Origin of the sequence: Mesorhizobium caraganae (genome assembly GCF_016836705.1) — a bacterium.
Lineage (GTDB): Bacteria > Pseudomonadota > Alphaproteobacteria > Rhizobiales > Rhizobiaceae > Mesorhizobium > Mesorhizobium caraganae.
On record NZ_JAFCGY010000001.1, the window covers coordinates 376,753 to 398,706 of the forward strand.

Annotated in this window: 19 protein-coding genes; 15 read left to right on the plus strand and 4 right to left on the minus strand. The window is 62.8% G+C overall.

All coding sequences use genetic code 11. The annotated features are described in order from the left end of the window. Positions 1–97: 97 nt before the first annotated feature. The 3 genes from JQK88_RS01835 to argE are packed head-to-tail and all read right to left on the minus strand — an operon-like array spanning position 98 to position 2,534. A complete protein-coding gene (locus tag JQK88_RS01835; RefSeq protein WP_112563097.1) occupies positions 98–451 on the minus strand; it encodes a cupin domain-containing protein in 354 nt (117 codons plus the stop codon). Between the two features lie 23 nt (positions 452–474). Further along, positions 475–1,398 carry a 2-hydroxyacid dehydrogenase gene (locus JQK88_RS01840; RefSeq protein WP_203277298.1) on the minus strand — a complete coding sequence of 308 codons (924 nt, stop codon included), beginning with the start codon at positions 1,396–1,398 and terminating at the stop codon, positions 475–477. Between the two features lie 11 nt (positions 1,399–1,409). Continuing rightward, positions 1,410–2,534 carry an acetylornithine deacetylase gene (gene argE, locus JQK88_RS01845; protein WP_192259749.1) on the minus strand — a complete coding sequence of 375 codons (1,125 nt, stop codon included), beginning with the start codon at positions 2,532–2,534 and terminating at the stop codon, positions 1,410–1,412. 240 nt (positions 2,535–2,774) lie between these two features. Between argE and JQK88_RS01850 the strand changes: the two genes are divergently transcribed. The 9 genes from JQK88_RS01850 (at position 2,775) to apnL (ending at position 12,736) form a co-directional block, all read left to right on the plus strand. Further along, entirely contained in the window at positions 2,775–3,677 is a 903-nt protein-coding gene (locus JQK88_RS01850) for a GNAT family N-acetyltransferase (RefSeq protein WP_192259747.1), read from the plus strand. A gap of 561 nt (positions 3,678–4,238) precedes the next feature. Further along, positions 4,239–4,397, plus strand: coding sequence for a hypothetical protein (locus JQK88_RS01855; protein WP_192259745.1), 159 nt, complete (start codon positions 4,239–4,241; stop codon positions 4,395–4,397). An 18-nt stretch (positions 4,398–4,415) separates the two neighbouring features. Continuing rightward, positions 4,416–5,243, plus strand: coding sequence for a phosphogluconate dehydrogenase C-terminal domain-containing protein (locus JQK88_RS01860; protein WP_192259743.1), 828 nt, complete (start codon positions 4,416–4,418; stop codon positions 5,241–5,243). A 334-nt stretch (positions 5,244–5,577) separates the two neighbouring features. After that, positions 5,578–6,519: a D-ribose ABC transporter substrate-binding protein gene (locus JQK88_RS01865; protein WP_192259741.1), complete on the plus strand. Its 942-nt coding sequence runs from the start codon at positions 5,578–5,580 to the stop codon at positions 6,517–6,519. Between the two features lie 95 nt (positions 6,520–6,614). Further along, the gene (locus JQK88_RS01870; protein WP_192259739.1) at positions 6,615–7,259 is read left to right on the plus strand and encodes a DUF2291 family protein; all 645 of its coding nucleotides are present in this window, start codon (positions 6,615–6,617) and stop codon (positions 7,257–7,259) included. Continuing rightward, positions 7,256–8,803, plus strand: a complete 1,548-nt coding sequence (locus JQK88_RS01875; protein WP_203277299.1) for a sugar ABC transporter ATP-binding protein — start codon at positions 7,256–7,258, stop codon at positions 8,801–8,803. The genes JQK88_RS01870 and JQK88_RS01875 overlap by 4 nt, the downstream gene beginning before the upstream one ends. Then, entirely contained in the window at positions 8,800–9,864 is a 1,065-nt protein-coding gene (locus JQK88_RS01880; protein ID WP_203277300.1) for an ABC transporter permease, read from the plus strand. The genes JQK88_RS01875 and JQK88_RS01880 overlap by 4 nt, the downstream gene beginning before the upstream one ends. Before the next feature lie 2 nt (positions 9,865–9,866). Continuing rightward, a complete protein-coding gene (locus JQK88_RS01885) occupies positions 9,867–10,901 on the plus strand; it encodes a Gfo/Idh/MocA family protein (RefSeq protein WP_192259733.1) in 1,035 nt (344 codons plus the stop codon). Next, the gene (apnL, locus tag JQK88_RS01890; RefSeq protein WP_203277301.1) at positions 10,898–12,736 is read left to right on the plus strand and encodes a D-apionate lactonase; all 1,839 of its coding nucleotides are present in this window, start codon (positions 10,898–10,900) and stop codon (positions 12,734–12,736) included. Before JQK88_RS01885 ends, apnL begins: the two co-directional genes overlap by 4 nt. 1 nt (position 12,737) lies before the next feature. Here the strand turns inward: apnL and JQK88_RS01895 are convergent, their stop codons facing one another. Then, positions 12,738–13,451: a transcriptional regulator NanR gene (locus JQK88_RS01895; RefSeq protein ID WP_192259729.1), complete on the minus strand. Its 714-nt coding sequence runs from the start codon at positions 13,449–13,451 to the stop codon at positions 12,738–12,740. 187 nt (positions 13,452–13,638) lie between these two features. On the opposite strand from JQK88_RS01895, the gene oiaX reads away from it, so the two are divergent. From oiaX to JQK88_RS01925, 6 genes are all read left to right on the plus strand, one after another. After that, on the plus strand, positions 13,639–14,889 hold the full coding sequence (gene oiaX / locus JQK88_RS01900; protein ID WP_192259727.1) for a 3-oxo-isoapionate-4-phosphate decarboxylase OiaX: 1,251 nt from the start codon (positions 13,639–13,641) through the stop codon (positions 14,887–14,889). Between the two features lie 4 nt (positions 14,890–14,893). Beyond that, complete coding sequence (locus tag JQK88_RS01905) at positions 14,894–16,228, plus strand: four-carbon acid sugar kinase family protein (protein ID WP_203277302.1); 1,335 nt, start codon at positions 14,894–14,896, stop codon at positions 16,226–16,228. A 287-nt stretch (positions 16,229–16,515) separates the two neighbouring features. Next, positions 16,516–18,045 (plus strand): FGGY-family carbohydrate kinase, encoded by a 1,530-nt coding sequence (locus tag JQK88_RS01910; RefSeq protein WP_203277303.1) that lies wholly within the window; start codon positions 16,516–16,518, stop codon positions 18,043–18,045. Then, positions 18,042–18,818: a DeoR/GlpR family DNA-binding transcription regulator gene (locus JQK88_RS01915; RefSeq protein WP_192259721.1), complete on the plus strand. Its 777-nt coding sequence runs from the start codon at positions 18,042–18,044 to the stop codon at positions 18,816–18,818. Before JQK88_RS01910 ends, JQK88_RS01915 begins: the two co-directional genes overlap by 4 nt. Beyond that, positions 18,815–20,527 (plus strand): glycerol-3-phosphate dehydrogenase/oxidase, encoded by a 1,713-nt coding sequence (locus JQK88_RS01920; protein ID WP_192259719.1) that lies wholly within the window; start codon positions 18,815–18,817, stop codon positions 20,525–20,527. The genes JQK88_RS01915 and JQK88_RS01920 overlap by 4 nt, the downstream gene beginning before the upstream one ends. A 378-nt stretch (positions 20,528–20,905) precedes the next feature. Then, entirely contained in the window at positions 20,906–21,928 is a 1,023-nt protein-coding gene (locus JQK88_RS01925; RefSeq protein ID WP_192259717.1) for a sugar-binding transcriptional regulator, read from the plus strand. The last annotated feature ends 26 nt before the right edge of the window (positions 21,929–21,954 follow it).

Genomic DNA, 21,954 nt, shown 5'->3' on the forward strand with positions numbered 1-21,954 from the left:
ATGCGCTGTTCGGCGACCTACCGCCGACGAATGTTGCGTGCCAGACGTGAGAGACGGCAAAATCTTCCGCGCAGGCCGGCATCTCACGCGGGTTCCGTTAGCCGACGGTCACGTAGATCTTGCGCACTGTTTCGATGGTCTTCCAGACACCGGTGAAGCCGGGCTTCATCACGAAGCTGTCGCCGGCGCGGTAGATCACCGTTTCACCGGCGTCGGGCGTGATTTCGACCACGCCGGACAGGATGTGGCAAAACTCGAAAGTGTCGCCCTTGATCGAGCGCGTCTCTCCCGGCGTCGCCTCCCAGACGCCGGTGTGGACGAGATCGTTCTTGGCGGCGTCCTGCGCCCAGGTCTTGAAGGCAGGGTTGCCGGCAATCAGCCGTTCGGGCAGCGCCCTGGATTCGCGCGGCGGGGAGGCAGGGCTGGTATCGACGGTCTTGAGCAGGGACAAAGGATGACCTTTCCGGTTGGGTTTCAATAGCCGCGCGACCGGTCGACGAGCCCGATAGGATCGAGACCTGCGCGGTGGCGCCTGATGTTGTCGATGACGGCGCGTGCAGCCGTCGCAGGTTGGGTGACGCTTGCGATATGCGGGGTGAGAATGATCTTCGGATGCGACCAGAACGGATGACCCGCGGGCAGCGGTTCGGGATCGGTGACGTCGATCATCGCCGCCAATAGTTGGCCGCTGTTCAGAGCCGCGACAAGCGCTTCCTGGTCGAGCTGCGGCCCTCGGCCGGTGTGGACGAGCGCCGCGCCCTTGGGCAGCTTCGCCAACAGGTCGGCATTCAGAAAACCGCGCGTATCCTCGGTCAGTGGCAGCAGGCAGATCAATATGTCGCCGGCCGCGAGCATCTCCTCCAGCCCAAGCTCGCCATGATAACAGGCTACGCCCGCGATCTGTCGAGGCGAGCGGCTCCAGCCGGCGAGCGGAAAGCCGAAGGGCTTCAGCCGGTCGAGGACGGCCTGGCCGAGTTGCCCGAGGCCAAGCACGCCGAGCCGGCGCGACCCGGCCTGGAGTTGTGCGATATCGCTCCATTCGCCGGCGCGCTGCTGCGCCAGATAGGCAGGTAGGTTGCGGTGCAGCGCGAGCACGGCCAGCGTCACATACTCCTGCATCATGCGCACGATGCCTTCCTCGACCGTACGCACGATCTTCACCTGTTCCGGCACGGTATCGAAGCGGAACTGGTCCACGCCAGCGCCAATCGAAAACAGGATCTCCAGGCTCCTGTAGCGCGCGAGGTCTTCTGGCGCGGTCCAGGTGATGAGATAGCGTACCGCGTCGGGATCGACCGCTGCAGCATCCATCGTGAAGGGGACGTCCGGCAATTCTCTAGCGAATGCATCGGCGAAGACCGCCCCGCGCCCCGCATCGGAATTGAACAGGAACGTCATCCGATTTCCCTTCAAGCCGCGCAGCGGGCGCCCAGCGCCTCGATCAATCGCTGGCAGGCTGCGAGTTCGCTGGTGAGAATGTACTCATCCGGCTTGTGGGCGCGGTCGATGTCGCCCGGTCCACAGATGATCGCATCGAACCCGGCCGCCTGATAAAGTCCTGCCTCCGTGCCATAGCTGACGGCGGCGAGCGGCGCCTCGCCTGTCAGCTCGCGCAGCAGTCCTGCCAGTGCCGCTTCTTGTGGCAGCGACAGGGCCGGATAAGCGCTCATCGCCGTCCACTCGACCGTAAAGCCGTCGGTTTCGAGGGCCTCGGCCCGCGCCCTGATCGGCGCGAGAAGGCTCGCCGGGTCGACACCGGGTATGGCGCGTGCCTCCAGATCCAGCGTGCAACTGTCGGGAATGATGTTGACCGACTGTCCTCCTGCGATCACACCGGCCTGCAGCGAGGAATAGGCGGGCTCGAAGGCGGAGTTGAACGGACCGCGCGTCAGCCGCTCGGCTTCGCTCACGGCCGCGCTCAGCGCTTCGGACATCGCATGGATGGCGTTGAGCCCGTGGTCAGGCCGTGAAGAATGGCCGGAGCGCCCTTTGATGATTACGCGGGCGGCCGCCTTGCCCTTGTGGCCGCGCACGGCGCGCATGCCGCTCGGCTCGCCGACGATGACGCCGAGCGGTTTTGCGCAAAGTTCGGGAAGCCGGGCGATCAGGTGTGGCACGCCGCGACATCCCACTTCCTCGTCGTAGGAGAAGGCGAGATGGATCGGTCTGGCGAGGCGCAGTCCAGCCAGCATGGGCACAGCCGCCAGCGTAGCGGCCAGAAACCCCTTCATATCCGTGGTGCCGCGTCCGTAGAGCCGTTCACCGTCCCGGCGCAGGGTGAAAGGAGCCGAACTCCACTGCGGCTCGCCGGCGGGAACGACGTCCATGTGGCCGGACAGGATGTAGCCCGGGACATCGGTGGGACCGACCGTCGCGAAAAGATTGAAACGGTCGCCTTCCGGCCCGGGCAGCACGGTGACCTTCGTTCCGTGTTCTGCGAGATGGGTCTCGATCCAGCCGGCGATATCATTGTTCGGCTTGCCGGCGACCGATGGAAAGGCGACGAGACGATCGAGGATGTCAAAGACGTCCATTCCAGCCCTCAAAGCATATCGGGTTCGCCGGAATCGGTGCCGTCGACCATAGTTGCAACATTGCCGGAAAGGATGTGCGCGTTCTGACGCGATTGCATGCCGAAAGCGGAAATGTTTCAGTTGAATCTTGCGTTAGCAGGTGGCTTTCGAGCAAATCGTACGGGTCTGTTTGTTTAGCGTTGGTGGACAGAGGGTGGCTGCGGCGTGTTGCCCGTCAATTTGCGGGAATCTTTCAGAGGCATGGACTTGAAGCCGTCCGGAAACTTGAAAATCGACACCTTCTCGATGCGCATCGGCGACATCGAAGGCGTCGAGCTGGACCGGTTGCACGCGCTCTCGCTCTCCGTGGGATGGCCGCATCGCGCCGAGGATTGGCAATTCCTGCGCGAGTCGGGAGAGGGGTTCGTGGCGCTCGACGATATCGGCCGGGTTCTGGGTTCCGCCATGTGGTTCTCGCATGGCGCCGATTTCGCCACCGTGGGGATGGTCATCACCTCGCCGCGACTCCAGACGCTGGGGGCGGGGCAATGGCTGATGAAGCGGGTCTTCGACAAGGTCGCCGGCCGCGACCTGCGCCTCAATGCAACGCGCGCGGCAAGACGGCTCTATCTCTCGCTCGACTTCCAGCCGGAGAAGACCGTTTATCAATGCCAGGGCATTGCGCGATTGCAGACGATGGCCAGGCCGGCAAATACTCGAGGCGATGTCCGGACTTTGGACGCTAGCGATATTCCCGCAGCGATCGCGCTCGACGCGGCAGGATTTGGCGTGAAGCGGGCGGCGCTCATCGAAAGACTTTTCGCGCACTCGGCCGGCTATGGTCTTTTCAAGGGTGACAGGCTGAACGCGTTCGCGCTCTGTCGGCCGTTCGGGCGGGGCCATGTCGTGGGGCCGGTCGTGGCGGAAAGCGACGCGGACGCCGTGGCGATCGTCCGGCCGCACGTGGCCGACCATTCGGGGGCTTTCCTGCGGGTCGACACCCATATGGACAATGGTGAGTTGGCAGCCTTTCTGTCGCATAGCGGAATGCCGGTTTTCGACACGGTGCTGACCATGTCGATGGGCAAACGCCTCACCGATTTTGCCGTCGGCGGTGCAATCACACCGAAGACCTATGCCCTCGCCAGTCAAACGCTCGGTTAGTTCAATCCAGGACGCGGGCAGTCGCGGCTGTCCACGCCTTCGCAGGCACTCTTGCGGCACCAGTAGAACTAACATCTAAAAGTATGGTTTCTGCAGCCATGCTCAAACGCAGACAACACTGGATTGTCACAGCCTTCGAAGTTGCCCAAGGCAGGCGCGCATCAACTTCCGTCGAACGCATCGACGTCGCGACAACTTTGTTGGATTCGCTTATTCGTGACCGAAGTGCACTGACAATAGCACGCTAGTGTTCAATATCGTGTCATGGCGTAGAAAAGGCGGTGGCTCGCCGGGATCGGCGAAGCCACGAATTACGAATTCTCCATAGCCCTTCGCCAAAATTCGCAGCAGGAACCTAAGATGCGAAAAACGCGACCGAGACCGCTCGGAAGCACTTCGCCTTGCCGGTGGTCCCATACCGCTACGGGCGGTATCGCGCTGCGTTAGTCGACGCCGCTGGGTCTTGAGCCACATCTAATCGATCGCGACTGCTTCGACCACCTCGGGCTTCCGTACACGTAGAAAAATGCAACGTCCGGATCGCCGCGAGCACCCGAGAAAATGGACCTCGCAGACTTCCAGAGCGTGGGCATCGAACGTCTGGCAAAGCGGGGCAACGGGCTCTGGTTTGGGCAAATTCTCGGCCTGTTCAACTTGCTAAAGCGTGGTAAAGTGATTATACCAGTTAATAACATGACGATCGGCACGGCCGTCGTTTAAAAATCGGAGTAGGGATACATGACGACGATTGCGTTGTTCGGTGCCGGCGGGAAGATGGGGTACCGCCTGTCGACCAATTTTCGCGGTTCGCCCTATACGATACGCCATGTCGAGGTCAGCGATGCCGGCCGCGAGCGGCTGAAGTCGGGTCTGGGCTTCGAAGCCGTCAGCGCCGATGAAGCGCTCAAAGGTGCCGATGTGGTGATCCTGGCGGTTCCCGATACGCATATCGGCAAGGTGGCCGCCAGCATAGAGAGCAACCTTGCATCGGGCACGATGGTCGTCGTGCTCGACGCCGCCGCGCCGTTCGCCGGCCATTTGCCGAAGCGGCCGGACCTGACCTATTTTGTCACCCATCCCTGCCATCCGCCGATCTTCAACGACGAGACCGACATGGCGGCAAAAAAAGACTATTTCGGCGGCGTCAAAGCCAAGCAGCATATGGTCAGCGCGCTGATGCAGGGTCCGGAAGAGGATTTTGCCAAGGGCGAGGCGATCGCCAAGATCATCTGGGCGCCAGTGATGCGTTCGCACCGTGTCACTGTCGATCAGATGGCGTTGCTGGAGCCCGGCCTTTCGGAAACCGTATGCGCCTCGCTGCTCGTCGTCATGAAGGAAGCGGTCGACGAGGTCGTGGCGCGCGGCGTCGACAAGCAAGCTGCGCTCGATTTCCTGCTCGGCCATATGAATGTTCTTGGCGCCGTCATCTTCGGCGAAACCAAGGGTGTGTTCTCCGACGCCTGCAACAAGGCGATCGAGTTCGGCAAGCCGGTGCTAATGCGCGACGACTGGAAGCGGGTGTTCGAGCCGGAAGAGATCGCCGCGAGCATTCAGCGCATCACCTGAGGAAAGGCCAAGTCAGGTGCTCGCCGGAGCGTCTCGATGCCTCGGCGCATCGCCGCCGACGCTCAATCTCGGTCGCATCAGGTACATATCATCTGAATTTGTGATTGACTCATCATACCAGTTGGCTTAGCTGTTGTTGACTCGGATCGGTAAGGTTTCGCGGGGAGTTCGAAGCCTGGACGAGTGGAGGACGGCCGGGGAGCAACGATCCGTCAGTGGAAGCCGGCAAACGGCTTTTGAGCCTGAACCGATCAGCGGCCCGCGCTGCGTAACGAATCGAATGCAGACAATGGCCTTGGTTGATCAAGGCCGTTTTTTCAAACGGGAGGACATCATGAAACTCACACGCAGAATGACACTTGCGGCTTTTGCCGGGATGCTGGCGCTTGGCACCGCGGCACCCGCCTATGCGGCGGACCTCATTGCAATCATCACGCCCTCGCATGACAATCCTTTCTTCAAGGCGGAAGCCGTCGGTGCCGAAGCCAAGGCCAAGGAACTCGGCTACGAAGCGCTGGTGCTCGTCCATGACGACGATGCCAACAAGCAGTCCGAACTGATCGACACCGCGATCGGTCGCGGCGCCAAGGCGATCATCCTCGATAATGCCGGCGCCGACGCCACCGTCGCCGCCGTGCAGAAGGCCAAGGACGCGGGCGTGCCTTCGTTCCTGATCGACCGCGAGATCAACGCCACCGGAGTCGCCGTCGCGCAGATCGTCTCCAACAACTACCAGGGCGCCCAGCTCGGCGCGCAGGAATTCGTCAAGCTGATGGGCGAGAAGGGCAATTTCGTCGAGCTGGTCGGCAAGGAATCCGACACCAATGCCGGCATCCGCTCCAAGGGCTATCACGACGTCATCGACGACTATCCGGACCTGAAGATGGTCGCCCAGCAATCGGCCAACTGGAGCCAGACCGAAGCCTACGCCAAGATGGAATCGATCCTGCAGGCCAACCCCGACATCAAGGGCGTTATCTCCGGTAACGACACGATGGCGATGGGCGCCCATGCGGCGCTGGTCGCGGCGAACCGGAAGGACGTCATCGTCGTCGGCTTCGACGGATCGAACGACGTGCGCGATTCGATCACCGCGGGCGGCATCAAGGCAACCGTGCTGCAGCCGGCCTATGCGCAGGCGCAGATGGCGGTAGAGCAGGCCAACGACTTCATCAAGAACAAGAAGTCGCCGGCCAAGGAAAAGCAGTTGATGGACTGCGTCCTGGTCAATGGCGACAATGCTCCCAAGCTGGAAACTTTTGCGCTGACCAACTGAGCCGGCGCGATATGAATAGAGAGGGACGACCCACGGGTCGTCCCTCGCCGCCATTTTCCGTGGGCGCCGACCGCCATGCTGAACAACAGGCCATCATGCTGAACAACAAGCCGATCTGGCCGATCCTTGCCGCGACACTCGGCATCAGCCTTACCGCTTGCAAGATTCTTCCGACTCCCTCGGGGGACAGCGGCAGCAGCACCGCGTTCAACCCCGACAAGATGGTCGAGGAGATCTGGGTGGCGAAGGTCGTGCCCTATCTCCAGCGGAAAGCCGGGCCGTTTGCCGAGGTTCACGCGCTGGCGAAAACCGATCCCGCTTCTGCCGGCGCCAAACATGGCAATCCAAACAAGCAGGCAAATTCGCCTTGGACCTTCGCGGTTCGCGTTGAGGGCAAGATCATTGCCGCCAACACGGCGTCGCGCGCGGCGACGATGGATATCGATGTCGACGGCGACGGCAAGGCAGATGCGAGGGTGCAGATCGGACCGGCGATGCGGGGAACCGCGCTGCGCGACAGCCTCGATTTCATCCAGTTCAACGATTTTACCAACCAGATCGATTTTGCCCAGTTCGGCAAGGCGTTCAACGCCTATGTCGACAAGGCCGTGCTTTCCAAACTGCCGCGCGAGGCGCTGGAGGGCCGGACCGCCAAGGTTCTTGGGGCCTATACGCTCGAAAGCGGCCAGGACATGCCGCTGGTGACGCCGGCGGAGGCAGAAATCGGGCCGAAGCGATGAGCGCTGTGGTTGCTCACGATGTCATCCTGAAGCTGGAAGACGTCTCCAAGGTCTATTCCGGCACCGTCGCGGTCAAGCGGGCGAATTTCGAGGTGCGCAAGGGCGCGGTCAATGTGCTGGTCGGTGAAAATGGCGCCGGCAAATCGACGCTGATGAAGATCATCGCCGGCGTCGAACAGCCGACGCTCGGCCGGATCCTTCTGGAAGGGGAGGAGGTCTCCTTCTCATCGTCGGGTGATGCGGTGAACCGCGGCATCGGCATGGTGTTCCAGGAGCTGAACCTGTTCGGCAATCTGACCGTCGCCGAAAACATCTTTGCCACGCGCGAGATCACCAACCGGTTCCGCAAGATAGACCGCAAGGAGCAGGAGCGCCGTGCCGCACAATTTCTCGAACGCCTGCAGGCCGGCATAAGGCCCGATATGCTGGTCGAGGATCTGCGCATCGGCCAGCAGCAGTTGGTCGAGATTGCCAAGGCGGTTTCGCTCGATGCCCGTATCCTGATCATGGACGAGCCGACCTCGGCGCTGAGTGCGGCGGAAGTCGAGATTCTGTTCAAGGTGATCGCCGACCTCAAGGCGCGTGGCGTTGCCATCGTCTACATCTCGCACCGGCTGGAAGAGCTGATCCGCATCGGCGACTACATCACCGTGCTGCGCGATGGGCACATCACCGGCCAGGATGAGATGAGAAACGTCGACACGCGGTGGATCGTGCGGCAGATGATCGGCTCTGACGCCAAGGATTTTGCCAAGGCCGACGGCCATGTTCCCGGCGAAGAGATATTCCGCGCCGAGGACATCTGCCTGCCGCGCGCGACCGGCGGGCTTGCAGTCGACCACGTCTCGCTGTCGCTGCGCGCCGGCGAAATCCTCGGTATCTACGGCCTGATGGGCGCCGGGCGCAGCGAATTGTTCGACTGCATCATGGGCCGCCACGGCCAGGCCACCGGCGCGATCTTCATTGCTGGCAAAAGGGTCAAGGAGCGCGACACGACGCGGCGCATCCGGCGCGGGCTGGCGCTGATCCCCGAAGACCGCCAGCGCGAAGGGCTGGTGTCGATCCTCTCGGTCGCCAGCAATCTGACGCTGGCCAGCCTGTCGCGCTTTGTCCGGCTGTTTCATATTCGCAGCGGCCCCGAAAGGCAGGCGGTGACGCAGATGGTGCGGGAACTGGCGATCAAGGTTGCCGACCCGGCGCAGGACGTCTCGTCGCTGTCCGGCGGCAACCAGCAGAAGGTGGTGATCGGCAAGGCGCTGCTCACCGGCCCCAAAGTGCTGCTGATGGATGAGCCCAGCCGTGGCATCGACGTCGGCGCCAAGGCGGATGTCTTCCGCACCATGCGCAAGCTGTCGCGCGACGGGCTGGGCATTCTCTTCGCTACCTCCGATCTCGATGAGGTGATGGCGCTGTCCGACCGGATCGCGGTGATGAGCAATGGAAAACTGACGGGCATGTTCGATCGCGCCGAGGCGACGGAGGCGGCCCTTGTCGCCGCCTCCGCACTTGGCCACGGACCGGCCCCGCACACGGAGAACCCATGACTGATATCCCGGCCAAGGCGGCTGTCCCCTCCGTCTCGAGCGGCTCGCTGTTGCTCACGCTGATGAAGGCGAGGACTTTCATCGCGCTGATCGCCGTGCTGATCTTCTTTTCGATCGCGGCACCGAACTTCCTGTCGACCGCGAATCTGATCCTGATGTCGAAACATGTGGCGCTGAACGCATTCCTGGCCATGGGCATGACCTTTGTCATCATCACCGGCGGCATCGACCTGTCGGTCGGCTCGATCGTCGGCCTGTGCGGCATGGTCGCTGGCTATCTCGTGCTCAACGGCATCGACCTGCAATTCGGCTACACGATCTATTTCAACGTCTTCGAGATTGCGCTGATCACGCTGGCGGTCGGCATATTGATCGGCGCCGTCAACGGATTGCTGATCACCAGGCTGAACGTCGCGCCGTTCATCGCCACGCTTGGCGTGCTCTACGTCGCGCGCGGCCTGGCGCTGCTGTCGTCGGATGGCCGCACCTTCCCCAATCTGGTCGGCAAGCCGGAACTCGGCACCACCGGCTTCGGTTTTCTCGGCGCCGGCCGGGTGCTCGGCCTGCCGGTGGCGATCTGGATACTGATCGTCGTTGCACTGGGGGCAGCCTATCTCGCCAGATATACGCCGCTCGGCCGCCACATCTTCGCCGTCGGCGGCAACGAGCGGGCGTCGCGAATTTCGGGCGTCCGTGTCAACATGGTAAAAATGTTCGTCTACATGTTCTCCGGTTTGTGCGCGGCGATCGTCGGCCTCATCATCTCGTCCGAGCTGATGGCCTCGCATCCGGCGACGGGCGAGAGCTTCGAGTTGAACGCCATCGCGGCCGCCGTGCTCGGCGGCACGTCGATGTCGGGCGGACGCGGTACGATCGGCGGCACCATCGTCGGCGCCTTCGTCATCGGCATCCTCTCCGACGGGCTGGTGATGATGGGGGTCAGCTCGTTCTGGCAGATGGTGATCAAGGGCCTCGTCATCATCGTCGCCGTCGTCGTCGACCAGGCACAGCGCCGGCTGCAGAGCCGGGTGACACTGATGCAGATGGCAAAGGCAGGGTGAGCATGGCGGAGTTGCGGGGAGCGCTGATCGGTTGCGGCTTCTTTGCCGTCAACCAGATGCATGCCTGGCGTGACATTGAAGGCGCCTCGATCGTCGCCGTTTGCGACCGCGACCCGGAACGGCTGTGCATCGTTGGTGACCAGTTCGGCATCGCGAAGCGCTACGCCGACGCGGCCGAACTTTTTGCCAGCGAGAGGCTGGATTTCGTCGATATCGCCACCACGGCGCCCAGCCATCGTCCGCTGGTCGAGATGGCGGCGCGTTACCGTGTACCGGTGATCTGCCAAAAGCCGTTCGCGCCGACGTTGGCCGACGCCAAGGCCATGGTGAAGGCCTGTTCCGATGCCGGCGTACCGCTGATGGTGCATGAGAACTTCCGCTGGCAGTCGCCGATCCAGGCGGTGCGCGCCGTGCTCGACAGCGGCAAGATCGGCACGCCCTTCTTCGGCCGCGTCTCCTTCCGCTCCGCCTATGACGTGTTTTCCGGCCAGCCCTATCTCGCCAAGGGAAAGCGCTTCATCATCGAGGATCTCGGCATCCACAGCCTTGACATTGCCCGGTTCCTGCTGGGCGATGTGTCGACGATCACGACACGAACCGTGCGCATCAACCCTGATATCGCCGGCGAAGATGTCGCGACGATGTTGATGGACCACAAGAACGGCGCGACGTCGGTCGTCGACTGCAGCTACGCGACAAAGCTTGCCGTCGAGCCGTTTCCCGAAACGCTGATCGAGATCGACGGCAGCGACGGCACGATCCGCCTGGCGCAAGGATACCGGCTCACCGTCACCGGCAAGAGCGGCACGAAGATCATAGACGTTTCGCCGCCGCTGCTGCCCTGGGCGTCGCGGCCCTGGCACAACATCCAGGAGAGCGTCGTCGCGATTCAACAGCACTGGGTCGACTGCCTGGCAAAGGGGACTGAGCCGGCGACCTCGGGCGCGGACAATCTCCAAACCTTTGCGCTTGTCGAGGCGGCCTATCTGGGCGCCCAGAGCCACGAACCTGTCCACCTCGATGCCTTGCTGAAATGACAGCCGACGCCTTTCTCCTCTACGGCACGCATGTGGTCGAAGCCGCGCCGGTCAGGCTCAGCGCCGGCGCGCTCAGTGCGGACTTCGTCAATGGCAATCTGCGCACCATCCGCCATGGCGGCACCGAAGTGCTCCGCGCCATCGCCTATATTGTGCGCGACCGCGACTGGGGCACTTACGAGCCTGAACTGACCGACCTTGTCATCGACCAGGACTCAGACGCCTTTTCGGTCAGCTATTCGGCAAGCTGCACGGGGCCGGACGCAGGCCGGCTCGGCTTTCGCGCCACCATCAAGGGCTCCGCCAGCGGCGAACTGGTGTTCGACGTCAGCGCTCTGCCCGAGAGCGATTTCGAGACCAATCGCTGCGGCTTCTGCATCCTGCATCCGATCGCCGGCCTGGCCGGCAGCCCGGTCACGGTCGAGCATACCGATGGCAGCGTGGTGGCGACGAAGCTGCCGCTGTTGATCGATCCCTGGCAGCCTTTCAAGGATTTGCGCGCCATTTCCCATGAGGTTCGGCCCGGCGTCACCGCCGAATGCCGGATGGAGGGCGACACTTTCGAGATGGAAGACCAGCGCAACTGGTCGGATGCGTCCTACAAGACCTATGTCCGGCCGCTGGCGCTGCCATGGCCCTACGTGTTGCCTGCCGGTCGACCCGTCAGGCAGACGATCAGCCTGCGCATCATCGGCGGGGGGAAAATACCGGCTGTCGCGGCAAGCACCGAACCGGTGCGCATCGAACTCCGCGAGGCCGGGCAGAGGCTGCCGGATATCGGCGTGATCATCTACCCGGATGACGTGGAGGCCGCGCTCGCAAACCTTCCGACATTGGCCGTGCTGGGCCCGCAGCAACTTGTCTTCCACTACGATCCGACACGTGGCCATGGGCTGGGTGCGTTGCAGTCCTTTGCAAAACTTGCCGCCGCCTATCCAGTGCAGACGACGCTGGAATGCGTCGTTGCCTGCGCGGGCGATCTCGACGCCGAGCTTTCAGGCGTCGCCGGCATGGTGCGCCAGGCAGGGCTGAAACTCTCGGCCCTTGCCGTCTCGCCTTCCGTCGACCGGCAGTCGACGCCGCCGGGCAGCGCGTGGCCGGACTGTCCGCCGCTCGAAGACGTTTATGCCGCTGCTCGTCGCGCCTTTCCTGGTATCCGGCTTGGCGGTGGCATGTTCAGCTATTTCACCGAACTCAACCGCAAGCGCGTGCCGGCCGGCTTGCTGGATTTCGTCACCCACTGCACCTGCCCGATCGTGCACGCCGCCGACGATCTCAGCGTCATGCAGTCACTGGAGGCGCTGCCCTTCATCACGCGATCTGCGCGGGCGATCTTCGGAGAAAAACCCTACCGCATCGGCCCGTCGACGATTGCCATGCGCCAGAACCCCTATGGCGGCGCGACCAAGGCCAATCCCGGGGGACAGCGCATCGCCATGGCCGACCGCGACCCGCGCCATGCCGGACTGTTCGCCGCCGCGTGGACGATCGGCTATGCCGCGCGCGTCGCGCCGGTTGGACTGGAGCAACTCACGCTCTCCGGCTTCGCTGGACCGTTCGGCGTGCTGGCGGCGTCGGGAGAATCCGTCGCGGAAGGATCACCCCGGCCGATCTTCGATGCCATCAAGGGACTTTGCGAAATGGCCGGCCTTGCGCATGTGGCGGCAACGACGAGCGATGAGACCAAGGTGCTGGCGCTGGCTGGCCGCGCCGCCTCGGGCAAGATCATCTTGTGGCTGGTGAACCTGACAGCGGGCGACGTGCCGGTCGACATCTCAGCGCTTGGTCGGGAGCAATTCTTGATGGCGCCTTACGCGATCGCGCGGATCAGCTAAGCTATTTTTCGGAATTCATCACATAGAGCGCGCGGGAGCGCTCGAGATGCTTGATCATCGCCTTCTCGGCGCCGTCGGCATCCTTCTTCTCGATGCGGTCGATGATCTCTTCGTGCTCGGTCAGCGTGAACTTTTCCTTGCCGGTCCAGATCAGCATTTCCGTATGATATTCCTTCAGCCAACCGAGCATCGCCTCGCTGACGGCGACATAGATCGGGTTGCCTGAAATCGCCGCGATCTGGGTGTGAAACTTCATGTCGGCGGAGATGAAGGCTTCGGAATCGCCGCGAAAGCCGCGCTGTTCGGCAATTGTGGCCCGCAGTCGCTCAACGTCCTCGGCGGTGGCGTTTTCGGCGGCTTCCCTGACCATGCCGCGCTCAAAGAAGATGCGCGCGGTTTTCAGGTATTCCAGCGTGTCCTTCGACGACGACAGGATGATCTTGGCCGCGCCATCGACCTGTTTGATGATCGACTTGGCGGTCAGCTGCAGCACCTTGGCGCGCTCGCCATGCGAGATCGCGACCAGGCCCATATTGCTCAGCGCCTGCATCGCCTCGCGGATCGCGGGACGACCGACCTCGAAGCGCTCCATCAGTTCGCGCTCCGAAGGCATATCGTCGCCCGGCGTCAGTTCGCCGCTGGTGATCAGGCGCTTCAGCCGCAAAAACACTTCATCGGAAAGCTTGCGCCGGACGATCGGCTCCGAACGGTTCATCGTCGCGAATCACTCCCTTGACCGGTGTCTATCTAGCACTGCCGTCACGATTTCCAGAATGCCTGCCAGCCAATCAGCCCATATCTTGCGAGCAGGATATTGCTTGCAAAGCTTATGTACTCATTATACCAGATTTCGACGATCAAGGAACGCTTTTCGAACCTCCTTCGGCCTCAGACAACGAACCATGATCACGCTCACCTACCGCATCGAGACATCAGGCAGCATCGAGGCGCTGGCGGCCAAGATCGCCAGCGACCAGTCGACCGGAACCTTCGTTGCGCTGCCCGGTGAGACCGAGGAACTCAAGGCCAGAGTGGCGGCGCGCGTTCTCGCCATACGCCATCTGCCTGAGGCTGACAGGCCCTCCATTCCCGAGGCCGGTGACGGGCCGTTCAAGCGCGCGGATGTCGACATCGCCTTTCCGTTCGATGCCATCGGCACCGACCTGTCAGCGCTGATGACGATTGCCATTGGCGGCGCCTATTCGATCAAGGGCCTGTCCGGCATTCGCGTCGTCGACATGAAGCTGCCGGAGCAATATCGCGGCGCTCATCCAGGTCCGCAGTTCGGCGTCGCCGGCAGCCGCCGGCTGACCGGCGTCACGGATCGGCCGATCATCGGCACCATCGTCAAGCCGGCGCTGGGGCTGCGGCCGCACGAGATCGCCGCAATGGTGGGCGAGCTGATCGCCGCCGGCGTCGATTTCATCAAGGATGACGAGAAGCTGATGAGCCCGGCCTATTCGCCCTTGGCGGAACGGGTGAGGGCGATCATGCCGCTGATCCTCGACCATGAGCAGAAGACCGGCAAGAAGGTGATGTATGCCTTCGGCATTTCGCATGCCGATCCGGACGAGATGATGCGCAACCACGACTTTGTCGCCAAGGCTGGTGGCAATTGCGCGGTGGTCAACATCAATTCCATCGGCTTCGGCGGCATGGCCTTTCTCAGGAAGCGTTCCAGCCTGGTGCTGCACGCCCATCGCAACGGCTGGGATATCCTTACCCGCCATCCCGGCCTCGGCATGGACTTCAAGGTCTGGCAGCAATTCTGGCGGCTGCTCGGCGTCGACCAGTTCCAGATCAACGGCATCCAATCGAAATACTGGGAGCCGGACGCGTCCTTCGTCGAATCCTTCAAGGCGGTGACGACACCGATCTTTTTGCCTGAGGACTGCGCGCTGCCAGTGGCCGGCTCCGGCCAGTGGGGCGGGCAGGCGCCCGAGACCTATGCACGAACCGGCCGCACGGTCGACATGCTCTATCTGTGCGGCGGGGGCATCGTCAGCCATCCGGACGGGCCGGGCGCCGGCGTGCGCGCCGTGCAGCAGGCCTGGCAAGCTGCGGTCGACGGCATTTCGCTGGCGGAGTTCGCCTTGGGCCATCCTGAGCTGGCGCGGTCGATCGAAAAATTCGGCGACGGCAAGGCAGCCTGAAGCGATGCAAAACCTACTGCTCAGCTATTATGGCGACGACCTCACCGGCTCGACCGATGTGATGGAGGCGCTCGAGCTCGGGGGCGTGCCGACCGTGCTGTTCATGCGCCGGCCGAACGCGGCCATGCTTGCGCAGTTCAGCCATTGCCGAGCCATCGGACTGGCCGGCACCAGCCGCAGCGAGGCTCCGCTCTGGATGGACACGAACCTGCGCGAAGCCTTCGCCTGGCTGAAGACGCTGAACGCCGCGCTCTGCCACTACAAGGTCTGCTCGACCTTCGACTCCAGCCCGACGATCGGCAGCATCGGCCGCGCCATCGAGATCGGTCGCTCGGTCTTCGCGCAGGACAGCGTGCCGCTGCTGGTCGGGGCGCCGCAACTCAAGCGCTACACCGCCTTTGGCCATCTGTTCGCCGCCTATCGCGAAAAGTATTTCCGCATCGACCGCCATCCGGTGATGAGCCGCCACCCGACCACGCCGATGGATGAATCCGACCTGCTGATCCATCTGTCGCGGCAGACGGAGCTGACGTCGGGGCTGGTCGATCTCGCGACGCTGCAGTCGGCGGGCCGGTCTGAAGCGTTCGATCGCTTGTTCGCCGAGGGCACCGACATCGTGCTTGTCGATGTCGACAGTCGGGAGACGCAGGCGCTTGCCGGCAAGGAGATTTGGCGTGTCCGCAAGCCGGGCGGCTCGTTCGTCGTCGGCTCGTCCGGGATCGAATATGCGCTGCTGGCCGAATGGGTGTCGAACGGGACGGTCAGTGCTGAACCGAAATTTTCGCCGCCGGGTGCGGCCGACCGGGTCGCGGTGATCTCGGGCAGTTGTTCGCCGACGACCGAACGACAGATCCGGCACGCTTTGACCGACGGCTTCGACGGCATCGAGGTCGATCCTGTCGAACTGATCTCCGAAGCGTCCGGAGATGCAATCGCGCGCGCAGTTTCTGCCGGCCGCTCCAGTCTGGAAGCCGGCCGCAGTGTGGTTCTCTACACCGCCCTTGGTCCCGCGGCGGACCGCGGCGCCGAAATCGACCGGCAGGAAGGTGCCCGCCACAAGCTTGGTCGCGGCCTTGGCGAACTGCTTCGCGCGCTGACGATCGAGCAGAATTTGCAACGCGTGGTCATTGCCGGCGGCGACACGTCGAGCCACGCGCTGGGCCAGATGGGTGTCGATGCGCTGACGGTGCGGATGCCGCTGCCGGCGTCGCCGGGCTCGCCGCTTTGCGTCGCTCACTCGCGCATCAAGGCGATCGATGGGCTGGAGGTGGCGCTCAAGGGCGGGCAGGTCGGAACCGATCGCTATTTCAGCGCCATCCGTGACGGCCTTCGCAGTTGACAACGCGTCGGCGCCATCAACCGCGAGATCCATCCGTGCCTCGACTAGCACCGAGGCCTTAGTGAAAGCCTAGTCGACAACCTGAAACGCAATGGCTTGAATGGCATCGAAATTGTCGCGCATGTTGACGTTAAATTCACATAAAGATATGGGTTCTTTCTCGCGGCAAGGTGCTTTTATCGTTCGTCTGCCTTGCTCTATCGGGGTTGTCGCTATGTGTTTCGCCCTTGCATCAGACTGCAGGATCGCGCTGTAGCAATCGCCAGTTGCTGAAAGAGGCGGTGATCATGCCCAGCCTGCTCGGAATCGATAACGGTCTCACGGTCACCAAGGCGGTCATCTTCGATGCCGACGGCACGCAATTGTCTGTGGCGCGTCGCCGGGTGCCGCAATCTATGCCCCTTGCGCGTTCGGTGGAACGCGACATGGCGGGCCTGTGGCAAGCGACCGCCGACGCCATCAAGGAGGCGATCGCGCTTTCCGGCAGGCCGGCGGAGGACATCAAGGCGGTAGCGGCGACTGCGCATGGCGATGGTCTCTATCTGCTCGATCATGACCGTCAGCCTTTGGGACCAGGCATCCTATCGCTCGACAGCCGCGCCGGCGACATTGTCGACAGGTGGTCCGCCGGTATCGTTTTCACCGATGCGCTGGCGACGACAGGCCAGACGCCGCATGTTTCGGCGCCGTCGGCGCTGCTGGCATGGCTCAAGCAGAACGATCCTGATCGCTATGGCCGCATCGGCCATGTGCTGGCCTGCAAAGACTGGCTGCGCTTTTGCCTGACCGGCACGATAGGGACCGATCGTACGGAGGCCAGCACCTCATTCACGGATTTTCGCACCCAAGCCTATTCGCCCGAAGCGCTGCGCATCTTCGGGATGGACGATCTGTTCGACGCGCTGCCGTCGGTGGCGCATTCGGCTGACATCGCCGGTCAAGTCACCGCCGATGCCGCCGAAAGGACTGGGCTTCGCAAGGGAACACCGGTCGCCTGCGGCCTGCACGACGTGGCCGCCTCGGCGCTTGGCATGGGTGGCCATGAGGACGGCGTGCTCGCCATCGTCGCCGGTACCTATTCCATCAACGAAGTCGTCTCTTCGCAACCGCGCGTCGATCAGCGTTGGTTCTGCCGCAACGCCATCGACGCGGGCCGCTGGAACAACATGGCGATCTCGCCGGCCTCGACTGCGAACTACGACTGGTTTCTCGACACTTTCTGCCGCTTGGAGCAAGACAGGACAAACGCGGATGGCGGCTCCCTCCACGAATTGCTAGCGGGAGAGATCGACGCGGCGTTGAAGAAGCCCTCGACCATCCTGTTTCATCCCTATCTGTTCGGCTCTCCTTATGGCGACGTGGCCAGCGGCAGCTTTATCGGCCTGCATGGCTGGCACAATCGCGGCGACATGCTGAAGGCGGTTCTGGAAGGCATTGTCTTCAATCACCGCACCCATGTCGAGGCCTTGCGCGAAGGCTTTGCCGTTCGCGAGATCCGCCTGACCGGTGGCGGTTCGCGCAATCCTGCCTTCGTCCAGATGTTTGCCGACGTGCTGAACGCTCCGGTCACCATCACCTCGACCGACGAGGCCGCGGCCCTGGGCGCCGCCCTTTGCGCGGGGGCCGCGGTCGGGATCTTCGCGACGCCGCAACAGGGCGCCAGGCAGGTCGGGATGAAAGAGCGCAAATATCAGCCAGCGCCGGCCTCCAGTGCTGTGTTCAATGAGCGGTTTTCGCTCTACTGCCGCATAGCCGAGCAGCTGAAGTCGCATTGGCCGGAAATCGAAAGGCTGGCGCGGCCGGGGGAAAACGCATGATCAAGGCCGACGAACGACGCGAAGAGATCGCCGATTATGTGATCAAGCTGGGGCAGGTGCGCATCGACGATCTGGTCGAGCATTTCGGCGTGTCGCGCATGACCATCCACCGGCACATCGACCGGCTTGCGCAGCAGGGCGTGCTGCGCAAGCTGCATGGCGCGGTGACGGTTCAGCCCTCGGGTCTCTATGAGAGCGCCTTCCGCTACCGGGTGACGGTCAATCGAGCCGAGAAGGATGCACTTGCGCGGGCAGCACTGGATTATGTCGAGGCCGGCCAGGTGGTGATGCTCGACGATTCATCGACGGCAAACGCGGTCGCGACGCTGCTGCTCGACGTCAAGCCGCTGACGGTTGTCACTAACAGCGTGTCGACGGCTGCGCTGCTGATCAATGTCGACGACCTCGACTTCATCTGTCTCGGCGGCCAGTATCACGGCACCTACAATGCCTATATCGGCATCGTCTGCGAGAACGCCGTGGCGCAGTTGCGCGCCAATGTGCTGATCTGTTCGGCTTCAGCCGTCACCGGAACCACTGCTTTCATCCAGGATCCGAATGTCGTGCGGGTCAAGCAGGCGATGATGGCCGCATCGGTCAAGCGCATCCTTTTGGTCGACCACGCAAAATTCGACCGGATCGCGCTGCATGTCTTCGACGATCTGACCAGTTTCGACGCCGTGCTGGTGACCGAGGGCCTGGGCGATGCGCAGGCGCAGAGCCTCGAACGGGCAGGGGTGAAGTTGCGCATCGTCAAGACGAAAGCGTCATGAGCCCAGCCGAAGGAGCAGGGGCGAAAAATCGCGCCGGACACCTCGTCGCGATGGCCGGGACCGGCGAGGTCGACGTCGTCATTCTTGGCGCCGGCGTCAACGGGGCAGGGCTGTTTCGCGATCTGTGCGCGCAAGGTGTCAGCTGCCTGATCGTCGACAAGGCGGATTTCGGCTCGGGCACCAGTGCCGCGCCGTCGAGGCTCATCCACGGTGGCCTGAAATATCTCGAGACCGGCGAGTTCGGGCTGGTGGCGCAGTCGACGCTCGAACGCAATCTGCTTCTGCAAAACGCCCCGCACTATGTCAGCCCGCTGCCGACCGTCATCCCGATCTTCTCGTGGAGCAAGGGCATGCTGGCGGCGTTGCGAACGCTGTTCGGCTCGACCAGCGCGCCGCGCAGCCGCGGCGCCATACTGATCAAGATCGGCTTGATGATCTACGATTTCTACGGTTCGCGAAACCAGGTCATGCCGCGCCACCGCATGGTCGGACGGCGGCAGACACTTCGCGAGCTGCCGGCGCTCAATCCGGCGATCGTCGCCACCGGCACCTACTACGACGCCAAGATAAGCCACCCGGAACGGCTGGTGCTGGAACTGATCCTCGACGGCTTGCAGGCCCACCCGGCGTCTGCCAGTGCCAACTACACGACACTGGCGGCTTCAGCCAATGGCGTGCTCACCTTCCAGCCGGAAAACGGCACCGCTTTTTCGGTGCGGCCGAAGCTGGTGGTGAACGCCGCCGGTCCGTGGATCGATGACGTCAATGCGTTGCTTGGCGCGTCGTCGAAGATGATCGGCGGCACCAAGGGCTCGCATATCCTGTTGAAGCATGACGAACTGGTCAAAAGCCTCGCAGGGCGCATGCTCTATTTCGAAGCCGATGACGGCCGCATCTGCCTGGTTTACGACTATCTCGGCCTGGCGCTGGTCGGCTCGACCGACATCAAGGCCGACAATCCGGACGCGGTGCGCTGCCAACCCGAAGAAGTCGACTATCTGCTCGACAGCGTGCGAACGCTGCTGCCGGGCATGGCGTTCGAGCGAGACCAGATCGTCTATGCCTATAGCGGCATCCGACCCCTGCCGACGTCTGAAGCAGCGACGCCCGGACTGATCAGCCGCGATCATTCGGCGCCGGTTGCCGAGCCGGACGGCAACAGGCCCTTTGCAGTCATTTCGCTGGTCGGCGGCAAATGGACGACGTTCCGGGGCTTTGCCGAGGAAGTCGCTGACACCGTGCTCGGGCGCTTGCAGCGCAGCCGCAAGGTGTCGACTCAGTCGATGCCGATCGGGGGTGGGAGGGATTTTCCGGCCAATGCCGCGGCGCGCGCGGACTGGCTGGCTGAGGCGCAGCAGGCAACGGGCGTCGAGCAAGGGCGCCTTGACCAATTGCTGTCGCGCTACGGGACCAGAGCCGCGCAGATCGCCAGGCACAGGTCGAATGATGAAGGTCGCCTGCCGGACTCGAACGGCTATAGCAAGGCTGAAATCGACTACATCGCGCGCAACGAATTCGTCGAACATTTGGCCGATGTCGTCATGCGTCGCAGCACTTTGGCGATAGGCGGTTCGCTGACGCGCCGCGACCTGGAGGAGATTGCCGCGATCGTCGGGCGGGCGTTGGCGTGGAACACGGAGCGCCTCGCGCGGGAAGTCGAAGCCGCGGTTGTCGAGCTCGAGGGCAGGAACCTGATGCGGCTGGACTGATCGCGCCATCGCCGACGCCGACAGTATTCTGGGGCAATCCGATCGGTTTGCCCTTGTTGCGCCTTGTGCATCAAACTTCCCATCTTACACCCAGATTGGGATTTTCATCGTCACCGAACATTTTAACAAAAACAAACGCTTATTCCTTATTTCGGCTGCCGACGCTCGAGGGTCCATGTCGTCGTTGAATATTATATAACGCAAATTGACGTTAAATTAACGCCGCCGTATGATCGCCTGATATGTTGACCTCCTAATATGCTGCGTCGGCTGCCGATCCGTCGGCTGAGGCAACCACCTGCGGAGGATTGACAGCGATGCAAAGGTGTGAAAATTTTTGCATACAAAGATAATATTATCACCTGGGGAGAGGATGGCTTGAAATCCGGCGGAACCGCGAACCGCGACCACGAGTCCAGCCTCGCCACGCGCGCGGCCTGGCTCCACTATGCCGGAGGTCTCACACAGGCTCAGGTGGCCAAGCGGCTTGGCCTGACCAGCCTCAAGGCGCATCGGCTGATCACTAAGGCCAACCAGGACGGCCTGGTCAGAGTGTTCATCGACGGAGATGTCGCCGAATGCGTCGACCTGGAGCAGCGCCTGACCGCCGCCTATGGGCTCGACTATTGCGAGGTGGTTCCCGATCTCGATCAGGGCGAACTGCCGCTCAAAGGTCTGGGCATTGCCGGCGCCCAGTTCCTCAAGCGCGAAATCGATCGCGGCGAAGACATGCTGATCGGCGTCGGCCATGGCCGCACGCTTGCGGCCAGCGTCGAATATCTGACACGCACCACTGCTGCCCACATCCGTTTTGTCTCGTTGCTTGGCGGGGTAACGCGCAAATTCGCCGCCAACCCGCACGACGTCATGCATCGCCTGGCCGAGCGGACCGGCGCGCAGGCTTTTGTCATGCCGGTGCCTTTTGTCGCCAACACCGCCGAGGACCGTGAGGTGCTGCTTGGCCAGCGTGGCATCAGCGATGTCTTTGCGCTCGCCAGCCGGTCCGACCTGATGTTCGTCGGAATAGGCACGGCCGAGCGGGAAGCGTCGCTGGTCGCCACAGGCATGATCGAGCCGTCCGAAATCGACGATGTCAAACGTGACGGTGGCGTCGGCGAATTGCTTGCGCATTTCTTCGACGACAAGGGCCGCCCGGTCGAAACGGCGCTGTCGGAAAGAATCCTGGCGCTGCCCCGCGACCAGCTGAAGGGCCGCAGGATCGTCGCGGTGGCCGGCGGCAAGGTGAAAGTACGGGCCATCAAGGCGGTGCTCGAAAGCCGTTATCTGAGCGGCCTGATCACTGACGAATGCACCGCCAGGGCACTGATCGAACAGGGCCGGCTTGAGAGTGCATCCGGTGCAACGAAACGCCGCGTGAACGGAGGATCGTCGAATGCGTGACAACGGAAAATCCGCTTCGCTGGTGG

Excerpts from the sequence above, each read along its gene's own strand:
- JQK88_RS01910 (WP_203277303.1), top strand. The coding sequence starts at position 16,516 with ATGCCCAGCCTGCTCGGAATCGATAACGGTCTCACGGTCACCAAGGCG.
- oiaX (WP_192259727.1), top strand. The coding sequence starts at position 13,639 with ATGATCACGCTCACCTACCGCATCGAGACATCAGGCAGCATCGAGGCG.
- JQK88_RS01895 (WP_192259729.1), bottom strand. The coding sequence starts at position 13,451 with ATGAACCGTTCGGAGCCGATCGTCCGGCGCAAGCTTTCCGATGAAGTG.
- JQK88_RS01855 (WP_192259745.1), top strand. The coding sequence starts at position 4,239 with ATGGACCTCGCAGACTTCCAGAGCGTGGGCATCGAACGTCTGGCAAAG.
- apnL (WP_203277301.1), top strand. The coding sequence starts at position 10,898 with ATGACAGCCGACGCCTTTCTCCTCTACGGCACGCATGTGGTCGAAGCC.
- JQK88_RS01905 (WP_203277302.1), top strand. The coding sequence starts at position 14,894 with ATGCAAAACCTACTGCTCAGCTATTATGGCGACGACCTCACCGGCTCG.
- JQK88_RS01875 (WP_203277299.1), top strand. The coding sequence starts at position 7,256 with ATGAGCGCTGTGGTTGCTCACGATGTCATCCTGAAGCTGGAAGACGTC.
- JQK88_RS01865 (WP_192259741.1), top strand. The coding sequence starts at position 5,578 with ATGAAACTCACACGCAGAATGACACTTGCGGCTTTTGCCGGGATGCTG.
- JQK88_RS01885 (WP_192259733.1), top strand. The coding sequence starts at position 9,867 with ATGGCGGAGTTGCGGGGAGCGCTGATCGGTTGCGGCTTCTTTGCCGTC.
- JQK88_RS01915 (WP_192259721.1), top strand. The coding sequence starts at position 18,042 with ATGATCAAGGCCGACGAACGACGCGAAGAGATCGCCGATTATGTGATC.
- JQK88_RS01850 (WP_192259747.1), top strand. The coding sequence starts at position 2,775 with ATGGACTTGAAGCCGTCCGGAAACTTGAAAATCGACACCTTCTCGATG.
- argE (WP_192259749.1), bottom strand. The coding sequence starts at position 2,534 with ATGGACGTCTTTGACATCCTCGATCGTCTCGTCGCCTTTCCATCGGTC.
- JQK88_RS01840 (WP_203277298.1), bottom strand. The coding sequence starts at position 1,398 with ATGACGTTCCTGTTCAATTCCGATGCGGGGCGCGGGGCGGTCTTCGCC.
- JQK88_RS01860 (WP_192259743.1), top strand. The coding sequence starts at position 4,416 with ATGACGACGATTGCGTTGTTCGGTGCCGGCGGGAAGATGGGGTACCGC.
- JQK88_RS01870 (WP_192259739.1), top strand. The coding sequence starts at position 6,615 with ATGCTGAACAACAAGCCGATCTGGCCGATCCTTGCCGCGACACTCGGC.
- JQK88_RS01920 (WP_192259719.1), top strand. The coding sequence starts at position 18,815 with ATGAGCCCAGCCGAAGGAGCAGGGGCGAAAAATCGCGCCGGACACCTC.
- JQK88_RS01880 (WP_203277300.1), top strand. The coding sequence starts at position 8,800 with ATGACTGATATCCCGGCCAAGGCGGCTGTCCCCTCCGTCTCGAGCGGC.